We start from the raw sequence: 16,775 nt of genomic DNA, 5'->3' as shown, positions 1-16,775 counted from the left end.
GCTCGGTAATCGGCTATGCCCGTCGATGAGATCCTCTACCCGGTGAACCTTCGGGTTCGCGGCCATCGCTGCCTGGTGGTGGGAGGAGGACAGGTGGCATTGAACAAGGTAGATGGACTGCTGGAAGCCGGGGCCGTTGTGGACGTGATCGCCCCGGAAGTAGTTCCGGAGTTAGACGACCGTCCCGGTGTCACCGTCCATCGCCGTTCCTATCGCCCGGGCGATGTCGAGGGCTACCGGCTGGCGGTGGCGGCCACCGGTCGGGCCGAGGTCAATGCCCAGGTCTACCGCGACGGCGAGGCCGCCGGAGTATGGGTGAACAGCGCCGATGATCCCGCGCATTGCTCGTTCACCTTGCCCAGCAGATTGCGTCGAGGACCGCTGCTGGTGACTTGTTCCACGGGGGGGCACAGTCCGGCGTTGTCGCGCTGGCTTCGCCTACGCCTGCAAGACGAGATCGGCCCAGAATACGAGACCCTGTTATGCCTGCTCAGCGAGGCGCGAGAGAGGATTCAGGCGACGGGGATGCACACCGAGGGCCTGGCTTGGCAAGATGTTATGGATTCGGGGATGCTGGAGTTGATCCGCTCCGGCGAAACCGGACAAGCGCAAGCAAAGATCGACCACTTGGTCGAGAACACCCTGATGTAGGCGAAACCGGTAGGCACACCCAATGTACGACTGCATAACTAGTAGTCCCCGGTAGACACGGAAGCTGGCAATAAGTGTCTGTACTGGCGATAGGCCTCAACCACCGATCGGCACCGCTCGGCCTTCTCGAGCGGATGACCATCGATGAGTCTTCCCTGCCCAAGGCGCTGGCCGACCTGATCGGTCGGGAGCATGTTTCCGAGGCGGTCGTGCTGTCCACTTGTAATCGCATCGAGGTCTACGTCTTTGCCGAGACCTTCCACGGGGCGTTTCAGAATGTGCGGGATTTCCTCTCCGAGAGCGCCCACGTGGCCCCTGAGCAGTTCAGCGATGCGCTCTATGCCCACTATGAGGCCGACGCCGTGTCGCACCTTTTCTCGGTGGCGTGCGGCCTGGACTCAGCCGTGCTCGGTGAGAACGAGATCCAAGGGCAGGTCAAGAGCGCATGGGAGACCGCTCGGTTGGAGGGCACTTGCGGCTCGTCGTTGAACAACCTTTTCCGCCACGCCACAGAAGTGGGCAAGCGGGCCCGTACTGAGACCGGCATATCCCGTCATATCACCTCGGTTTCCCAGGCGGCGGTGGCCTTGGCCACCGAGCGGCTGGGCGGTTTGGCTGGCCGTCGTCTGATGGTGCTGGGTGCCGGAGACATGGGTGAAGGCATGGCTGCCAGCCTGGCCAAGAGCGAGGCGGCCGAAGTCGTGGTGGCCAATCGCACCACCGGTCGGGCCGAGGAATTGGCGCAGCGGATCGGAGGCCGAGCAGTGGGCCTTCACGAGATGTCCGCCGAATTGGCGGTAGTGGACGTATTGCTCACATCCACCGGTGCGTCGTCGATGATTCTGGAGCATTGCGACGTGGCCGAGATCATGGCCGAGCGGGCCAACCGCCCGCTTTTGATCGTGGACGTCGCGGTGCCCCGCGATGTGGATCCCGCGGCGGGCGATCTGGACGGGGTGACCCTGCTGGACATGGACGATCTGAGGGCCTTCGCTGATAGGGGACTGCGAGAGCGCCGCGCCGAGTTGGACCGGGTGCGGGGCATCATCGACGACGAGCTGAACCGCTATCTGGACCACAGCTCGGCCCGCGAGGCGGCCCCCTTGATCGCCGCTTTCCGGACTCGGGCCGAGATTCTGCGCAAGGAGGAGCTGGACCGCCATTCGGGTGGGCTGTCCGCGGCCGAGCGGGAAGCGGTGGAAGCGGCCACTCGGGGTCTGGTGGGCAAGCTTCTGCACGAGCCTACGGTGAGGCTGAAGGACGCGGCCGGATCGCCGCGGGGTGACCGTCTGGCCGAAGCACTCCGGGACCTGTTCGATCTCTAGTCCCATGCTGCGGGCCGCCACCCGAGGCAGCGCCTTGGCCCGCTGGCAGACTGCTCACATTGCCAACCTGCTGAGCCGCGCCGCCGACGTCGAGCCGCTTCTGGTGACCACCGCGGGCGACCGCCAAGCCGAAACGCCGATCTCGGCCATCGGCGGCAAGGGGATGTTCGTCAAGGAGGTGCAAGCCGCCGTGCTCGACGGCCGGGCCGATTTCGCGGTGCACTCGGCCAAGGACCTCCCTGCCGCCACCCCCGACGGCCTGATGATTGCGGCCGTGCCCCGCCGGGCCGACCCCCGAGACGTGCTGGTGGGCTGTCGATTGTCGGATCTGCCCGAGGGAGGACTTGTGGCCACGGGTTCAGCCCGCCGCCGGGTCCAGCTTCGGGAGCTACGCCCCGATCTGCGGTTTGCCGAGCTGCGGGGCAACATCGGCACCCGTCTGGCCAAGGCCGCCGACTTCGACGCGGTGGTGATGGCCAAGGCCGCTTTGGACCGCTTGGGTGAGCATCCGCCGGTGGTGGATGTGTTGGCCTGCGAGGCCATGGTGCCTCAAGTGGGCCAAGGGGCCCTGGCGGTGGAATGCCGAGCCGATGATCGGCGGGCGTGCGAGTTGCTGGCTGCCATCCAAGACCCGGTGGCCCGCCGGGAGGTGGATGCCGAGCGGGCGTTCCTAGCTGCTCTGGGCGGCGATTGCACGCTGCCAGCCGGTGCCCACGCCCATGTGGATGGCACCACCCTGGCCATGCGGGCCGTGCTGGCCGACGGCCTCGACGGCCGGTGCCATACCGCGGTGGGCGAAGGCGACGATGGGGAGGCCCTGGGACGGGAGTTGGCCCGCCAGCTGCTGGATACGGTGGCCTGGTGACTGGCCATTTCAAGCCGGATTGGATGGCCCGATGACCGTTTATCTGGTCGGTGCCGGGCCGGGCGATCCTGCTCTTTTGACTTTGAGGGGGGCTGAAGTTCTGGCCGGTGCCGATGTGGTGGTGTACGACCGGCTGTCGGTGGCCTCGTTGCTCGACTTGGCTCCGGCCCATGCCGAGCGCATATCGGTGGGCAAGCAGCCCGGCGGACCTCGCACCTCCCAAGAGGACATCAACGCCTTGCTGGTGGCTCGGGGTCGGGCCGGCCAGCAGGTGGTGCGCCTCAAGGGCGGCGACCCCTTCGTGTTCGCCCGGGGCGGTGAGGAGGCCGCCGCGCTGGCCGCGGCCGGAATCGCCTTCGAGGTTGTTCCCGGCATCACCTCCGCTGTGGCGGTTCCCGCCTACGCCGGGATCCCTGTGACGATGCGCTATTCCTCCACCTCGTTCACCGTGGTCACTGGCCACGAAGATCCGGCCAAAGGGGAGGCATCCGTCAACTGGGAGGCAGTGGCCGCGCTGGGCGGCACGGTGGTGGTGCTCATGGGCGCGGCCCGCTGCCGCGCCATTTGCGAACGGATCATCGCCGGAGGCATGGCCCCCGACACCCCGGCGGCCGCAGTGCAGTGGGGCACCCGCCCCAACCAGCGCACACTGCGGGCCACCCTGGCCACCCTGGCCGACTTGGATCCCCAACCGCCGGCCACCATCGTGATCGGCGAGGTGGCCGCCGCCGATCTGGCCTGGTTTGAGAACCGGCCCCTGTTCGGCCGTTGCATCGTGGTAACCCGGGCCCAGCCTCAGGCCACGGCCCTGGCCGCCAAGCTTCGCCAGCGGGGAGCAGAGGCCATCGAGATGCCGGCTATAGCCTTTGAGCCTCCCGAGGACCTCGACCGCCTGGTCCAGGCCGCGGCCCAGGTGGGCCGCTACGACTGGGTGGTGTTCACCTCGCCCACCGGGGTGGCCCGGTTCTTCGAGCAATTGCGCGATGCCCGCAGCCTCGGAGGGGTTCAAGTGGCCGCCATCGGACCGGGCACCGCCGCGGCACTGGCCGAACGCAGCGTTGTGGCCGACTTGGTGCCCGAGCAGTACGTGGCCGAGGCCCTGCTGGAAGCTCTGTCTCAAGGGATTGGGCCCGACGGCCCCGGTCGAGCGCTCATCCCCCGGGCCGAGACCGCCCGCGATGTGCTGCCCGACGGTCTGGCCGCCGCGGGCTGGGAGGTGGACGTGGTTCCTGCCTACCGAACGGTGGCGCCGGTCCCTGATCCCGACGCGGCAGCCTTGCTGGACAACGCTGAGGTCATCACTTTCACGTCGTCGTCCACCGTGACCAACTTCGTGGATACCTTCGGCGCCGACGCGGTGCCCGCGGTGGTGGCCACCATCGGCCCTATCACCTCCGCCACCGCCCGCAATCTTGGCCTGGAGGTAGCCGTCGAGGCTTCCGAGCACACCATCGACGGCCTGATCGCCGCCCTCGAAGCCTTCTTCGCAAGCTGAATTCTCCTCAGCTTCCCGCTGCCGGATTGGAAGAACCCAAACTCTAGGATCGCAGGCATGGTCACCAACCAGGGGTTGTTCGAGCGGGCGCGGCGGGTGATCCCCGGCGGGGTCAACTCGCCGGTGCGCTCGTTTCGGTCGGTGGGGGGCACCCCGTACTTCGTGGCCCGGGCCGAGGGGCCCTATGTGTGGGACGTAGAGGGGCGCCGCTACATCGACTACGTGCAGAGCTACGGCCCCGGCATCTTGGGCCACGCCCATCCGGCGGTGACCGAGGCGGTGGCCAAAGCCGCTGCCGACGGAACCAGCTATGGGGCGCCCACCGAACGCGAGGTGCTGCTGGCCGAGCTGCTGTGCGACCGGGTACCGGCAATGGACTGGACCCGGCTCACCTCCAGCGGCACTGAGGCGGCCATGGCCGCCATCCGGCTGGCCCGGGGAGCCACCGGCCGCACCAAGATCATCAAGTTTGCCGGCTGCTACCACGGCCACAGCGACGGACTGCTGGCCGCGGGGGGCAGCGGCGTGGCCAACCAAGGCCTCGCCGACTCGGCTGGCGTCACCCCCGGAGCGGTGGCCGACACCGTGGTGGCCCTCTACAACCAGGTTCCCGTTGTGGACCGCGATGTGGCCGCAGTGGTGGTGGAGCCGGTGGCGGCCAACATGGGAGTGGTGGCCCCGGTCCCCGGATTTCTGGAGGGGTTGCGAGCCGCGTGCGACGAGGCCGGCGCCCTATTGGTGTTCGACGAGGTCATCACCGGCTTCCGCCTGGCCCCCGGCGGCGCCACCGAGTGGTTCGGGGTGACTCCAGACCTGTGGTGCTTCGGCAAGGTGGTAGGCGGCGGATTGCCCATCGGCGTGTTCGGCGGGCGAGCCGATCTGATGGAGCACCTGGCCCCGCTGGGCGGCGTGTACCAGGCCGGAACTCTGTCGGGAAACCCGTTGGCCACCGCGGCCGGGTTGGCCACCTTGGAACAGCTCACCCCCGACGCCTACCGCACCCTCACCGACACCGCGGCCCGACTGGCCGACGGCATGACCACAGCCGCCAACGCGGCGGGCGTGGCCTGCACCGTGCCCCGGGTGGGGTCACTGCTCGGAGTGTTTTTCTGCGTCGACGCGCCAACTGATTTCGACCAGGCCAAGGCCGCCGCCGATAACGGCGTCTATCCCCGGGTGTTCCACGCCCTCCTCGAAGCGGGCGTGGCCTTCGCCCCCGGCCCCTACGAAGCTCTGTTCCCGAGCCTGGCCCACGCCGACGACGACATCGATGAGACCGTGGAGGCCTTCTCGGCGGCTTTGTAGATGTACTCGGCTGGGCCGGGGTTGTCGGGGTCCATGAGATTGGCCATGATCCGCAGGGCCCACTCCATGGCCGGGCGAGATTGCATGCCGATCCGGGTCAGCTGCCGCAGCAGCGCCGGCTTGCCGATCAGCCGGGCGAATATGCGGGCGACGCGGAAGTACGCCCCGTAGTTCTCCTCCAGCAGCTTCGGGTACCGCCAGATCACCTCGCCGTCGCCGGTGGCGATGGCCTCGGCCACCAAGTCGGCGGCCATCTTCCCGGTTTCGTAGGCGTAGTCGATGCCCTCGCCGTTGAAGGGGTTCACCGATCCGGCCGCGTCTCCCACCACCAGATACCTCGGCCCCACCTTGGGGTGTACCGACCCGGCCATGGGCAGACGCCCTCCCACCGGCTCCATGAGCGGCTGGTTGGGATCGATCTCCCAGTAGGGAGGGAGCGTGGCCGCGAACTCCCGCATCAGATGGGAGGTGTTCACCGAGGTGTAGTCGCGGAACGTGGACAAAAGCCCTGCGCCCACGTTCACGCTTCCATCGCCCAGAGGGAAGATCCAGCCGTAGCCGGGCAGCGAATTGCCGTTGCGGTCTCGCATGTCCAGGGCGCTTTCGATCCACGGCGTGTCGTGCAGCGGGCTCTCGAAGTAGGTGCGGATCGCCATGCCCTGGGGGTAGGCCCGGTCTCGGGCGGTGCCCAAGGCCCGTCCGAACCGGGAGTTGGCCCCGTCGGCCACCGCCACATATTGGGCCTGGATCTGGTCGGTTTGCCCGGTGGCCTTATCCACCACCTCGGCCCCGTCGAGCACCCCGTTGACCAGGAGTGGCCGGGTGGCTTCGGTGCCCAGAAGCATCTCGGCCCCGGCGGCCACCGCATGATCGGCCACCAGCTTGTCGAGCTCCCGCCTTCGAACCACATAGCCGTAGTCGGGGAAAACCGAGTGCTGCGGCCAGGCCAGCTCCATGGTGCGCTTGTGGGCCACCGCCCGCAGGCCCCCGTAGCGGTGGTGGCGGGTGAGCTGGTCGGCCAGGCCCATGTCGCACAGCGACTTGACCGCCCGGGGGGTGAGACCATCGCCGCAGGTCTTGTCGCGAGGGAACTCCTTGCGCTCCACCACCACCACGTCCAGGCCATGACGGGCCGCCCAGTAGGCAGTGGCTGCTCCCGCCGGACCGCCGCCCACCACCAACAGGTCGCGGCGAGGCGTCATCGACAGGATTCGCGGTTGGTCACGCCGCCGACTCAGCTCGCGAGAGGATTAGCCCGCTCCGACTCCGGCGGTGGACAGCAGGCCGCTCAACGTGCTGCGGAAGGTCTGTCCGATGGCGAATTGGCTTGGCACCACCCCTTCGGCCTCAAACAGCTCTTCCAGGTCATGCAGGTCGGCCTCATCGGCACCACCGATCTCCACCCGCTCGAAGTAGGTCACGGCCAGGATTTCTCGGGCGCTCAGGTCTTCGCCGAAGGCGGGCATGCCGTTGGCCGCTCCCAGTGACACCTCGTTGTTGTCGCCATACAGGGTGCCAGGTTCGGCGGGGGAGCCGTTGACGATCCAGATGACGTGGTCTCGCCAGTCGCCGAAGGTTGCCATTACCTCGCCGTTGCTCAACGCCGGGCCCACTCCGCCGCCGCCTTCAGCGCCGTGGCAGCCGGCGCAACCGCCGCTGCCGTCATACACCTCCCGGCCCATGGCGATGATCTCGCTGTCGCGCTCGGGCGATTCCAGGGTGCCAGCGAAGATGATGGCCCAGAACGGCAGGAAGATCAGCACCGGCACGGCCCACACCGGAATCTTCTTGCGACTGAGCGCGGCCTGTACCCACGGCTTGACCGGTTCCAGTTGGGGTTCGGGCTCCGGCTCCAGGTCGGGAAGCTCGGGCAATGAGGGGCCCGCCGCGGCGGCCGGGGCCTGGGTTTCAGCCACCGCAGGGGCGGCGGATGTCTCCGATGGCGGTGCCTCTGCGGCCGGTTCGTCGCCGGTGGACGCGCCGAGGTCCTTGCGACGATCTGCCGATCGTTTCAGCAGATGCTCGGGTACTTCTACCAACGCTCCTCCGGTGTGATTCCCGGCCGGCACCACGTCCAGCCCCGTGCCACATTAGGCCCGCTCAAGGCTAACGGCCTAACCATTGCCAGCAGTGGCTTGTGTCGCCGAAGAAGGGGGGTGGGGAGCGGGCACTTTGATGTGTAGAAGTACGGGGTAGGGCTACTACTATCAGTCGCGGACCGCACCCACGAGGGGAGGATCGTGGCCGCTCAGAGGCCCATAGACATCGCCGTCACCAAGTTCTACATGGCCCTCGGAGGATGCTTCGTCCTCTATTTGGCGCTGTGGGCTTTCATCGCCGTCCACCAGTACGACGAGGGCTTGGGTGCGCCGTACTTCAATGTGGCCTTCACCGCCTCTTTGGTGGTGTCGGTGCTGGGCATCGTCGCCTTCTTGGAATACGCCCGTCGCCGTCCGGTGGGCAAGTACCACACCTGGGGCGAGGCCATGCTGGGCGCCTCGGTGGTCTTCTTCCTGCTGTTCTGGATCTACGGCGTGGTGCCCCACCAATGGCTGGTGTACGCCGACAGCGAGCTCGGCTGGCGCAAAGACCGCTTGATCGAGGGCTACTACGTGGGCAACCAGGGCATTATCGCCTGGGCTCTGCCCTTCGATCTTCCCTACCTGGTATTGCGCGATGTGGTGGCGGTGTTGATCTACGGTTTGGCGTTGGTTGGGAACATCGCCGGCTGGATGGTGTGGCAGAACCGGGGCAAGACCGCTCCGGTCGAGGTGGAGAAGTCTGAGTATGGACGACCGATCGTGAGAGAGGGGGCACCAGTCTGATGGCCAGCAGTGACGCCAACCCCCCCATGCCGGAGTTCCGCGACGACTATGTGTTGGTGGAGGTGGACAACGACTACCTCCAGAGCAAGGTCAAGCCCAAGCAGTTCATCCACATCGACCAGTCTGAGTGCATCATGTGCGAGGGATGCGTGGACATCTGTCCCTGGAAGTGCATCCACATGGTGGCCCCCGACGCGATCGATCTGGCCGTGGGTGCCGAACAGCCCGGCGTTGATCCCAGCGACCATGTGATCTTCACCATCGACGAGGACGCCTGCACCCGGTGCGCCCTGTGCGTGGACCGGTGCCCCACCGGGGTGATCACCCTGGGCCGACTGGGCGACCCCGGAGGCGATGGTGACCCCCACCAGCGAATGACCAGCTACGGCTACGGCTACGGCATGCGGTTGACCTAGAACTAAGGCCCGGAACGGATAAGAGGACTCAGGAGCAACGTGGCAAAGCAGCCCAGACCACCGGCGAGCGAGCGAGCCAAGCAGGCCGCGAGCCAAATGATGAGCGATGTCCAGGGGTCGCAGGCCTGGTCGTCCATCTTCCGTCCCGGCTCCATCTTCCGCAAGGGCTACAGCGACAGCCCTCGGAACCGCAGCTACGTGATCATGAACAGCGTGCTGTACCACCTCCACCCGGTGAAGGTGAAGCGCCACGCGGTGAAGGTCAGCTACACCCTGTGCTTGGGCGGTCTCAGCTTCTTCCTGTTCATCTTGCTCACCGTGACCGGCATCTTCTTGATGTTCTTCTATCGGCCCACCGCTGCGCAGGCCTGGGATGACATCTACACCCTCCAAACCTCGGTCGCCTTCGGGCTGCTGGTGCGCAACATGCACCGATGGGCCGCCCACCTCATGGTCATCACCGTGTTCTTGCACATGGCCCGGGTCTTCTACCACGGGGCCTACAAACCGCCCCGGGAGTTCAACTGGGTTATCGGGGTCATCTTGTTGACCCTCACCCTGCTGCTTTCGTTCACCGGCTATCTGCTCCCGTGGGACCAGCTGGCCCTATGGGCGGTGACGGTGGGAACCAACATGATGGGGTTCACCCCGGTATTCGGCGATCAAGTGCGCTTCGTATTGCTCGGAAGCGTGGAGATCGGCACCGACACGCTGCTGCGATGGTATGTGCTTCACGTGCTGATGCTGCCCTTTGTGATCGTCATATTCATGGCCATCCACTTCTGGCGAGTAAGAAAGGACGGAGGTATTTCCGGGCCGCTCTAGAAACGACGTCGCAACGACGTTTCTGGCCCGATCCGAAAGCCCATGGCGGAAGTCCCCGAACACCTCCTGAAGCGAGCCCAAGAGGCCCGTGAGCGCGCCGAAGCCCAACAGGGCGGCGGAGGCGGGGCCGCGCCCGAATCCTCCGAAGCGGCGTCGTCCGAACCCGCCGGGGAAGGGGACGCGGGCGGTCCCAAGATCCCCGACCACCTGCTCGACCGGTCGAAGTCGGCCCGCGATCAGGCCGCGGGCGGGGGCGGCGCCCAAGCAGCCGCCGCGGTAGCCACTGCGCCCATGCCCGCCGGTCCGGCCCAGCCCGAGCCCACCGGCCCCGGCGGAGGCACCCAGCGGCTGCTCACCGTGGTGAAGTCGGGCTCCATCCAAGACGTCAAGGCCACCCCCACCGACAAAGTCCACGTCTGGCCCCACCTGCTGGTGGTGGAGTTTGTGGCCGCGCTGATCTTCACCGCCTTCACCCTGATCTTCTCCATCTTCGTGAACGCCCCGCTTTTAGAGCTGGCCAACTTCAACGAGACGCCCAACCCGTCCAAGGCCCCGTGGTATTTCCTCGGCCTCCAGGAGCTGCTCACCATGTTCCACCCGATGGTGGCGGGAGTGACCATCCCCGGAATCGCGCTGTTCCTGCTGATCCTGGCCCCCTACGTCGACCGCAACCCCAACAAGAAGCCCGAAGATCGCAAGTTCGCCATCTCGCTCATGACCATCCACTTGATGTTCTGGGCGATCTTGGTGCTCATCGGCTCGTTCTTCCGAGGCCCCGGATTCAACTTCGTCTTCCCGTGGGAAGTCGGCCTCTTCTTCGATCTGTAGGAACTGACTATGGGCGTCGCACTCTCCATCGCCACACCGATCATCGTGGTGGCCGCAGTGATCGTGTTGATCGGCGCGGCCCGACGCCGGGAGACCATGGCAGCCGAAGGGCGACTCACTCGGGAGACCCGCCGGCGAGACCGAGGCCGGGTGGACATCGACGGCGACTCCGGCATGTCCGATGCCCCCACCGGCCGAGAGGTGGAGCGGGCCGCAGTAGTGGCTCGTCAGACCGCGGGCACCGAGTTGGTGGAAGCGGCCGATGCGTCGGTGGAGGAGTGGACCCCGCCCGATCCCGATGCTATCGGGGTGAGCCGGCGTCAGTTCTTGAACCGCAGCACCGTGGCCATGATGGGCTTCAGCCTCACTGGTTTCGGTGCGGCCTGCGTGGCGTTTCTGTGGCCCCCGTTCGTCACCGGTTTCGGCGCCGATGTGAACGCCGGGCTGGTGGACGACGTGAAGTCGAAGATCAGAGACGAGAACGGCTTCTTGTATCTGCCCAATGCTCGCGCCTGGGTTACCGAGTACCCCGCCGCGGCCCTGCCTAAGGCACAAGCCACCTATAGCGCCCCGGAGTTGACCGGAATGGAGTCGGGGCTGGTGGCCCTGTTCCAGAAGTGTCCCCACCTGGGATGCCGGGTGCCGAATTGTCTGACCTCGCAGTGGTTCGAGTGTCCCTGCCACGGGTCCCGCTACAACCAGGTGGGAGAGAAGCGGGGCGGACCCGCCCCCCGGGGCATGGACCGGTTCGCCATGTCGGTGAACGCCAAGGGCGAGTTCATCATCCGCACCGGCACTGTCATCCAGGGTCCGCCCATCGGAGTGAACACCACCGGCCAGGAGCCTGAAGGGCCGAGTTGTCTCGGGGGGGCATCGCACTGATGCACCTGCTTGCCGCCTCAACCCAGCGCAACCTGGGCATGGCCATCGCGGTGGTGGCCATCGTGGGCTTCGCCATCTACCTCATCTACAACGTGTTGTGGGCTGGCCGCGGCGAGAGGGGTTCAGAGGTTGAGCTGGCCCCCAACCGTAAGCCCTACCTGAGCGATGAGGAACTGGAAACCTCCAAGCTCGACCTCGCTCTGGTCAGCGGCCTGGTCACCCTGGTGATCATCGGCGTGGCCTTGCCTCTGTACTGGCTGGGCGAGCCGGGACGCCAACAAGGATATTTGGAGGACTCCCGTCGGCAGTTCACCAGCCGTGGGAGTGAGCAGTTCGAGGAGCGATGCGCAAGCTGTCACGGCGGGGGCGGCTTGGGCGGCACCACTGCCACGTCGGTCACCGATGACAGCGGCAACTTCATCGCCGCCATTGAGTGGGAAGTTCCCGCTCTCACCACGGTGCTGTACCGATTCTCCGAAGAAGAAGTGCGCCACATCCTCAACTACGGCCGTCCTCCCACTCCCATGCAGGCTTGGGGTGCTCCCGGTGGTGGCCCGCTCACCACCCAGCAGGTGGACGAGCTCATCCAGTACATACAGAGCATCCAGCTCGATCCCGGCCAGGTACAGGGCGAGGTGCTCGACGGCCTCGTCCTCCAAGTTCGCGATGACGTATTGGCGGCCAACCCTGGCCTGAACGGCCGGCTTATCGCTGCCAACGACGCCGTGAGTGCCGCGGGGGCCGACGAGGCCGCGGCGGAGGCCGCGGCCCGGAACCTGGCCGCGGTGGAGCGGGAGATCAGAGAGACCAGCGAGCAGCACATCCGCGCTCTACCCGAAGTAGATGGGGCATCGGCCGATCGGGGTGAGCTGCTGTTCAACAACGGGGAGTACGGCTGCGCCCGCTGCCACACTCCCAGGGATTCCTGGCGGTTCACCGGACCCGAGTCCACCCCCGGCGGAGGCCCGGTGGTCTTGGTCAAAGGCTCTCCCGAAGAGGCGGCGGAAATTGCCCGGCTGGGCGGCTTGATTCCCGCCGACATCCCCGGCGGTGGGGCGTTCGGGCCTAACCTTACCAACGAGGCCACCCTCCGGCAGTTCGATACCGCCGATGGCCACGAGGGCTTTATCACCATCGGCTCTCAAGAGGGTGTGGGCTACGGCAACTTCGGCCAGGGCGATGGCGGGGGCCAGATGCCGGCCTTCGGCGTGTGCGTGGGCGACCGGGACTCCGGTGAGCGCAGCCCCATCCACGGGTTCTGCACCCTGGAGGACGGCAGTTCCCGACCGGGCATGCTGAGCGATCAGCAGATCGCCGACATCGTGGCCTACGAGCGGTCGAAACGCTTCAACCAGCCATTAGCCGAAGCGGAGCAGGGGCAGTGAGCATGGGCTCGGTTCTTTCGGCAGTGAGCGCCCTAGGGGCTATCTCGTTCGACAACGAGATCCGCGGCCTGCTGACGGTGCTGTTGGGCTCGGCCATCCTCATGGGATCGGTGTGGCTCATCATCTCCACCAACACCGGCTTCCGCCTCGGCACCCTCATCGCCATCTCGGCCATCTTCGGATGGACGGTGATGATGGCGTTCATCTGGTCGTTGTACGGCATTGGTCTCCAAGGGGCCCGGCCCACCTGGGAGGTGCAGGCCATCCATATCGGCAACCCATCGGTGACAGACAACGAGGCCAACCCGCCTCCCGAGATTCTCGACGATCTCCCGAATCCGATCGCCTGTGCCAATCTGGGCGACCAAGACTGCCTGCCCAAGGCCATCCAGGTGGTTCGTGTCTTGGGCGACAGCCAGCAGAAGGCCGAGTTGGACTCCATCGACGCCGGGACCATTCGCGCTGAGGTCACCGCGTTCAACGACGCTTTGGCCGCCGACGACCCCCGCAAGCTCACTGGCGAAGAGGTCGAAGACGAGGTGCAGCGCTTGGCCGAAGAGCAGCGCATTCGCAACGAAGACCTGACCCTGAGCGAGCTGAAGGGCGTTGCCCCCGAACTCGCCGAAGAGGCCGAGCGGCGGGGCTGGCTGGAATTGGGCGACTGGAACCTTCAGACCACCCAGGCCGCCGGCGAGGCCATCACCGCGGCCAGCGATTATCTGGCCGAAGCCGATTTGGGCTTTGCCTCGACCGACGAGCAGAGCAACACCTTCGTGGTACTGGATGCCTTCCAGCAGGGAGGCAAGCCGAAGCGGCTCAACAACGGGGTGTGGGAACGGGTCAGCAACAAAGTCATCACCAGCGCCATGCCCCGCCACCCCACCAACTACACCGTGGTGCAAGTGCAGCGGTCGATCTACGAGACCCCGGTGGCCGGCCAGGCACCGTCCCCGGCCCAGGTGGACCCCGACGAGCCTGTCATCTCGGTGCTGCTCCGGCGCAACCTGGGCCGATTCCGCCTGCCCGGTATTCTGGTGACCATCGGCTCTGGTCTGTTGTTCTTGGCCTCTCTTTTGATGCTCCACACCCGCGATCTGGAAGTCCGCCGTCGCCTGGAAGGCGAGGGTTCGGGGTAGACCGCGATGACCGGCCAATACCTGCCGATCTTCGCCCTCGGGGTTTTGGCCGTGCTGTTCGCCGCCTTGAGTTTCGGCGCTTCCCGGCTGTTGGCGCCCCGGCGTCAGACCAAGGCCAAGCTGGCCCCCTACGAGTGCGGTGTGGAGGAGAGCACCGACGCCCCGGAGCGGTTCGGGGTTCGATTCTTCCTCATCGCCATGATCTTCATCGTCTTCGACATCGAGATCATCTTCTTGTACCCCTGGGCGGTGTCCTACCGGGGGCTGGGCCTGTTTGGCCTGGTGGCCATGGGGATATTCGCCCTGGCGGTGTTCGAGTCGTTCGTCTACCTCATCGGCAACGGCGCTCTCGACTGGGGGCCGTCGCGCCCCACCTGGCGGCGTGATCCCCAGGTGTCGGCCCGCCGCACCAGCGATAGCACCATCCGCCGGGTGGGCTTGGACGGACGAAGCGCCCCGAAGGAAGCAGCATGAAGAGTCGGTGGTGCCAGGAGCGACATGGGGGCGGTAAATGAAGTTGCCACTGTTGGGTGATCCCAAGGTCGTTCTCGATCAAGGGCTGGAGGGAGTCGACCACAACTTCGTCACCGGAAAGCTCGAGGATCTGGTCAAGTGGTCTCGGGCCCGGAGCTGTTGGCCGGCCACCTTCGGCTTGGCCTGTTGCGCCATCGAGATGATGGCCACCGGCGGCGCCCACTACGACTTGGCCCGCTACGGCATGGAGGTGTTCCGGGCCTCTCCCCGCCAAGCCGACCTGATGATTGTGGCCGGCCGGGTGTCCCAGAAGATGGCCCCCATCCTGCGCCGCATCTACGACCAGATGATGGAGCCCAAGTGGGTGATCTCCATGGGGGTGTGCGCCTCCAGCGGCGGCATGTTCAACAACTACGCCATCGTGCAGGGAGTGGACCAGATCGTGCCGGTGGACGTTTATGCCCCCGGCTGTCCCCCCGGCCCGGAAACCCTCATGCACGCCATCTTGACCCTTCACGACAAGATCACCAGCGGCGAGATCACCCGCCGCCGAGAAGAGACCGGGGCCGGGGCCAACCTCACCGTCGATCAGCGCGACGGCCAAAGCTCGACGGGCGTGGCGATTCGTACATGAGCGACGTCGTCGAAACGCCGGTACTGCACTTATCCCGCGACCATCTCATCGAGACGGTGGCGGGTTTGCGCGACGAGGGCTATGTGTCGGCGCTCGACGTGACCGCGGTGGACTACCTGGAGCACCCCGGCCGCACCGACCTGCCCCCCGAGGTGGAACCAGAGCGGTTCGAGCTGGTGGTGACCCTCATCTCCCACACCACGCCGGGCCGCATCCGGCTGCGGGTACAGGTTCCGGCCGACGATCCCACCGTGCCCACCCTGTTCGACCTCTTCCCCGGCACCGAGGCCTTGGAGCGAGAGGTGGCCGACATGTACGGCATCGTCTTCGAAGGCCATCCCGATCCCACCCGCATCCTCATGCCCCCCGACTGGGAAGGCCACCCACTGCGAAAAGACTTCGCGGTGGGCCGCATCCCCGTCCAGTTCAAGGCCACCCGATGAGCGCCCCGGAGACCACGGTGGAAACCGCCACCGACGAGGCCGTCCGCCGCCGGGAGGACAGCGCGGTGCTCCGCATTGGCGAAGACGACGGCGAGCGCCTGGAAGCCGAATCCAACGCCAGCGACACCAGCATGATCATGAACATGGGGCCCCAGCACCCCAGCACCCACGGCGTGCTGCGGCTCATGCTGGAGATGGAAGGCGAGACGGTGATGCGCTCCAAGCCGGTCATCGGCTACCTCCACACCGGCATGGAGAAGACTGCCGAAACCCTCACCTACCTCCAAGGCCCCACCAACGTGACCCGCATGGACTATGCCGCCCCGCTGTTCAGCGAACTGGCTTTCTCCATGGCCACCGAGGCTCTGCTGGGCTTGGAGCTTCCCCCCCGGGCCACTTGGATCAGGATGCTGATGTGCGAGTTGAACCGCATCAGCTCCCATCTGCTGTTCCAGGCCACCAACGGTATGGACATCGGCGCGGTGTCGATGATGCTCTACGGCTGGCGGGAGCGGGAAGAGGCCCTTCGCCTGTTGGAAACCATCACCGGCCTGCGGATGAACCACAACTACATCCGGCCCGGCGGTGTGGCCGCCGACCTGCCCGACGGCTGGCGCGACGAGGTGCTCACCCTGATCGACGCCCTGCCCGCCCGGCTCAAGGAGTTCGACACCCTGCTCACCGGCCAGCCCATCTACCGGGAGCGGCTCCAGGGCGTCGGCGTTATCAACACCGCCGAGTGCCTGGCGCTGGGGGTGACCGGGCCCATCCTCCGCTCCACCGGCTACGCCTGGGACCTGCGCCGCGACATGCCCTATCTGGCCTACGACGAGGTGGACTTCGACGTGGTGGTGGGCACCTACGGCGACTGCTTCGACCGCTACGCCATCCGGCTGAACGAGATCAGGGAGTCAATCCGGATCCTGGCCCAAATCCTCGACCAGATGCCGTCGGGCGACTACCGGGTGCAGGACAAGAAAGTCACTCCGCCACCCCGAGCCCGTATCGATGAGTCGATGGAGGCCCTCATCCACCACTTCAAGATCTTCACCGAGGGGTTCAAGGTGCCCGCCGGTGAGGTGTACGCCGCGGTGGAGTCCCCTCGGGGCGAGCTGGGCTGCTACATGGTGTCGGACGGCTCCGCGGTTCCCTATCGCATGCACATCCGCGGCCCCAGCTTTGTGAACCTGCAAACCCTGCCCCATCTGATGCGGGGCGGCATGGTGGCCGACGCGGTGGCCATCATCTCCTCGGTCGACCCCATAATGGGGGAGGTGGACCGCTAG

17 protein-coding genes and 1 pseudogene are annotated in these 16,775 nt (G+C 66.4%); 16 read left to right on the top strand and 2 right to left on the bottom strand.

Translation table 11 applies throughout. From position 1 onward, the window contains the following. The first annotated feature begins 15 nt into the window (after nucleotides 1-15). The 5 genes from ACOQPI_RS17170 to hemL all read left to right on the top strand — a co-directional run bounded on the left by ACOQPI_RS17170 (nucleotide 16) and on the right by hemL (nucleotide 5,641). A complete protein-coding gene (locus tag ACOQPI_RS17170) occupies nucleotides 16-651 on the top strand; it encodes a precorrin-2 dehydrogenase/sirohydrochlorin ferrochelatase family protein (RefSeq protein WP_420620830.1) in 636 nt (211 codons plus the stop codon). Nucleotides 652-725: 74 nt separating this feature from the next. Then, nucleotides 726-1,976, top strand: a complete 1,251-nt coding sequence (locus ACOQPI_RS17165; RefSeq protein ID WP_420620829.1) for a glutamyl-tRNA reductase — start codon at nucleotides 726-728, stop codon at nucleotides 1,974-1,976. 4 nt (nucleotides 1,977-1,980) lie between these two features. Further along, a complete protein-coding gene (hemC, locus tag ACOQPI_RS17160) occupies nucleotides 1,981-2,841 on the top strand; it encodes a hydroxymethylbilane synthase (protein WP_420620828.1) in 861 nt (286 codons plus the stop codon). Between the two features lie 31 nt (nucleotides 2,842-2,872). After that, nucleotides 2,873-4,336 carry a uroporphyrinogen-III C-methyltransferase gene (gene cobA / locus ACOQPI_RS17155; protein ID WP_420620827.1) on the top strand — a complete coding sequence of 488 codons (1,464 nt, stop codon included), beginning with the start codon at nucleotides 2,873-2,875 and terminating at the stop codon, nucleotides 4,334-4,336. Between the two features lie 57 nt (nucleotides 4,337-4,393). After that, a complete protein-coding gene (gene hemL / locus ACOQPI_RS17150; RefSeq protein WP_420620826.1) occupies nucleotides 4,394-5,641 on the top strand; it encodes a glutamate-1-semialdehyde 2,1-aminomutase in 1,248 nt (415 codons plus the stop codon). On the opposite strand, the gene ACOQPI_RS17145 is transcribed toward hemL, so the two are convergent. Further along, nucleotides 5,560-6,843: a geranylgeranyl reductase family protein gene (locus tag ACOQPI_RS17145; RefSeq protein WP_420620825.1), complete on the bottom strand. Its 1,284-nt coding sequence runs from the start codon at nucleotides 6,841-6,843 to the stop codon at nucleotides 5,560-5,562. The genes hemL and ACOQPI_RS17145 overlap by 82 nt on opposite strands. Nucleotides 6,844-6,891: 48 nt before the next feature. Then, a complete protein-coding gene (locus ACOQPI_RS17140; RefSeq protein ID WP_420620824.1) occupies nucleotides 6,892-7,713 on the bottom strand; it encodes a c-type cytochrome in 822 nt (273 codons plus the stop codon). A gap of 168 nt (nucleotides 7,714-7,881) precedes the next feature. Between ACOQPI_RS17140 and ACOQPI_RS17135 the strand changes: the two genes are divergently transcribed. From ACOQPI_RS17135 to ACOQPI_RS17085, 11 genes and pseudogenes are all read left to right on the top strand, one after another. Further along, nucleotides 7,882-8,466, top strand: a complete 585-nt coding sequence (locus ACOQPI_RS17135; RefSeq protein ID WP_420620823.1) for a hypothetical protein — start codon at nucleotides 7,882-7,884, stop codon at nucleotides 8,464-8,466. After that, nucleotides 8,466-8,882 (top strand): NADH-quinone oxidoreductase subunit I, encoded by a 417-nt coding sequence (locus tag ACOQPI_RS17130; protein WP_420620822.1) that lies wholly within the window; start codon nucleotides 8,466-8,468, stop codon nucleotides 8,880-8,882. The genes ACOQPI_RS17135 and ACOQPI_RS17130 overlap by 1 nt, the downstream gene beginning before the upstream one ends. A 99-nt stretch (nucleotides 8,883-8,981) precedes the next feature. Then, complete coding sequence (gene extP / locus ACOQPI_RS17125) at nucleotides 8,982-9,707, top strand: selenite/tellurite reduction operon b-type cytochrome ExtP (RefSeq protein WP_420620821.1); 726 nt, start codon at nucleotides 8,982-8,984, stop codon at nucleotides 9,705-9,707. 42 nt (nucleotides 9,708-9,749) lie between these two features. Then, complete coding sequence (locus ACOQPI_RS17120) at nucleotides 9,750-10,535, top strand: menaquinol-cytochrome c reductase cytochrome b subunit (RefSeq protein ID WP_420620820.1); 786 nt, start codon at nucleotides 9,750-9,752, stop codon at nucleotides 10,533-10,535. A 9-nt stretch (nucleotides 10,536-10,544) separates the two neighbouring features. After that, a complete protein-coding gene (locus ACOQPI_RS17115; protein ID WP_420620819.1) occupies nucleotides 10,545-11,417 on the top strand; it encodes a ubiquinol-cytochrome c reductase iron-sulfur subunit in 873 nt (290 codons plus the stop codon). Continuing rightward, complete coding sequence (locus tag ACOQPI_RS17110) at nucleotides 11,417-12,802, top strand: c-type cytochrome (protein ID WP_420620818.1); 1,386 nt, start codon at nucleotides 11,417-11,419, stop codon at nucleotides 12,800-12,802. The genes ACOQPI_RS17115 and ACOQPI_RS17110 overlap by 1 nt, the downstream gene beginning before the upstream one ends. After that, on the top strand, nucleotides 12,799-13,938 hold the full coding sequence (locus ACOQPI_RS17105) for a hypothetical protein (RefSeq protein ID WP_420620817.1): 1,140 nt from the start codon (nucleotides 12,799-12,801) through the stop codon (nucleotides 13,936-13,938). The genes ACOQPI_RS17110 and ACOQPI_RS17105 overlap by 4 nt, the downstream gene beginning before the upstream one ends. A 6-nt stretch (nucleotides 13,939-13,944) precedes the next feature. Further along, nucleotides 13,945-14,412, top strand: coding sequence for an NADH-quinone oxidoreductase subunit A (locus ACOQPI_RS17100; protein WP_420620816.1), 468 nt, complete (start codon nucleotides 13,945-13,947; stop codon nucleotides 14,410-14,412). Nucleotides 14,413-14,497: 85 nt separating this feature from the next. Continuing rightward, nucleotides 14,498-14,986: pseudogene (locus ACOQPI_RS17095) on the top strand (NADH-quinone oxidoreductase subunit B); the annotation flags it as partial. Nucleotides 14,987-15,042: 56 nt separating this feature from the next. Beyond that, nucleotides 15,043-15,489 carry an NADH-quinone oxidoreductase subunit C gene (locus tag ACOQPI_RS17090; RefSeq protein WP_420620815.1) on the top strand — a complete coding sequence of 149 codons (447 nt, stop codon included), beginning with the start codon at nucleotides 15,043-15,045 and terminating at the stop codon, nucleotides 15,487-15,489. Beyond that, a complete protein-coding gene (locus ACOQPI_RS17085) occupies nucleotides 15,486-16,775 on the top strand; it encodes an NADH-quinone oxidoreductase subunit D (RefSeq protein ID WP_420620814.1) in 1,290 nt (429 codons plus the stop codon). Before ACOQPI_RS17090 ends, ACOQPI_RS17085 begins: the two co-directional genes overlap by 4 nt.

Source organism: Candidatus Poriferisocius sp., assembly GCF_965219815.1.
In the GTDB taxonomy this organism is placed as follows: Bacteria; Actinomycetota; Acidimicrobiia; order Acidimicrobiales; family Bin134; genus Poriferisocius.
This window is presented reverse-complemented; position numbering and strand designations above follow the sequence as displayed.

Bases quoted from the DNA above. Each gene is read 5' to 3' on its own strand.
- ACOQPI_RS17170 (WP_420620830.1), top strand. From the start codon at position 16: ATGCCCGTCGATGAGATCCTCTACCCGGTGAACCTTCGGGTTCGCGGC.
- hemC (WP_420620828.1), top strand. From the start codon at position 1,981: ATGCTGCGGGCCGCCACCCGAGGCAGCGCCTTGGCCCGCTGGCAGACT.
- cobA (WP_420620827.1), top strand. From the start codon at position 2,873: ATGACCGTTTATCTGGTCGGTGCCGGGCCGGGCGATCCTGCTCTTTTG.
- hemL (WP_420620826.1), top strand. From the start codon at position 4,394: ATGGTCACCAACCAGGGGTTGTTCGAGCGGGCGCGGCGGGTGATCCCC.
- ACOQPI_RS17145 (WP_420620825.1), bottom strand. From the start codon at position 6,843: ATGACGCCTCGCCGCGACCTGTTGGTGGTGGGCGGCGGTCCGGCGGGA.
- ACOQPI_RS17130 (WP_420620822.1), top strand. From the start codon at position 8,466: ATGGCCAGCAGTGACGCCAACCCCCCCATGCCGGAGTTCCGCGACGAC.
- extP (WP_420620821.1), top strand. From the start codon at position 8,982: ATGAGCGATGTCCAGGGGTCGCAGGCCTGGTCGTCCATCTTCCGTCCC.
- ACOQPI_RS17120 (WP_420620820.1), top strand. From the start codon at position 9,750: ATGGCGGAAGTCCCCGAACACCTCCTGAAGCGAGCCCAAGAGGCCCGT.
- ACOQPI_RS17115 (WP_420620819.1), top strand. From the start codon at position 10,545: ATGGGCGTCGCACTCTCCATCGCCACACCGATCATCGTGGTGGCCGCA.
- ACOQPI_RS17110 (WP_420620818.1), top strand. From the start codon at position 11,417: ATGCACCTGCTTGCCGCCTCAACCCAGCGCAACCTGGGCATGGCCATC.
- ACOQPI_RS17100 (WP_420620816.1), top strand. From the start codon at position 13,945: ATGACCGGCCAATACCTGCCGATCTTCGCCCTCGGGGTTTTGGCCGTG.
- ACOQPI_RS17090 (WP_420620815.1), top strand. From the start codon at position 15,043: ATGAGCGACGTCGTCGAAACGCCGGTACTGCACTTATCCCGCGACCAT.
- ACOQPI_RS17085 (WP_420620814.1), top strand. From the start codon at position 15,486: ATGAGCGCCCCGGAGACCACGGTGGAAACCGCCACCGACGAGGCCGTC.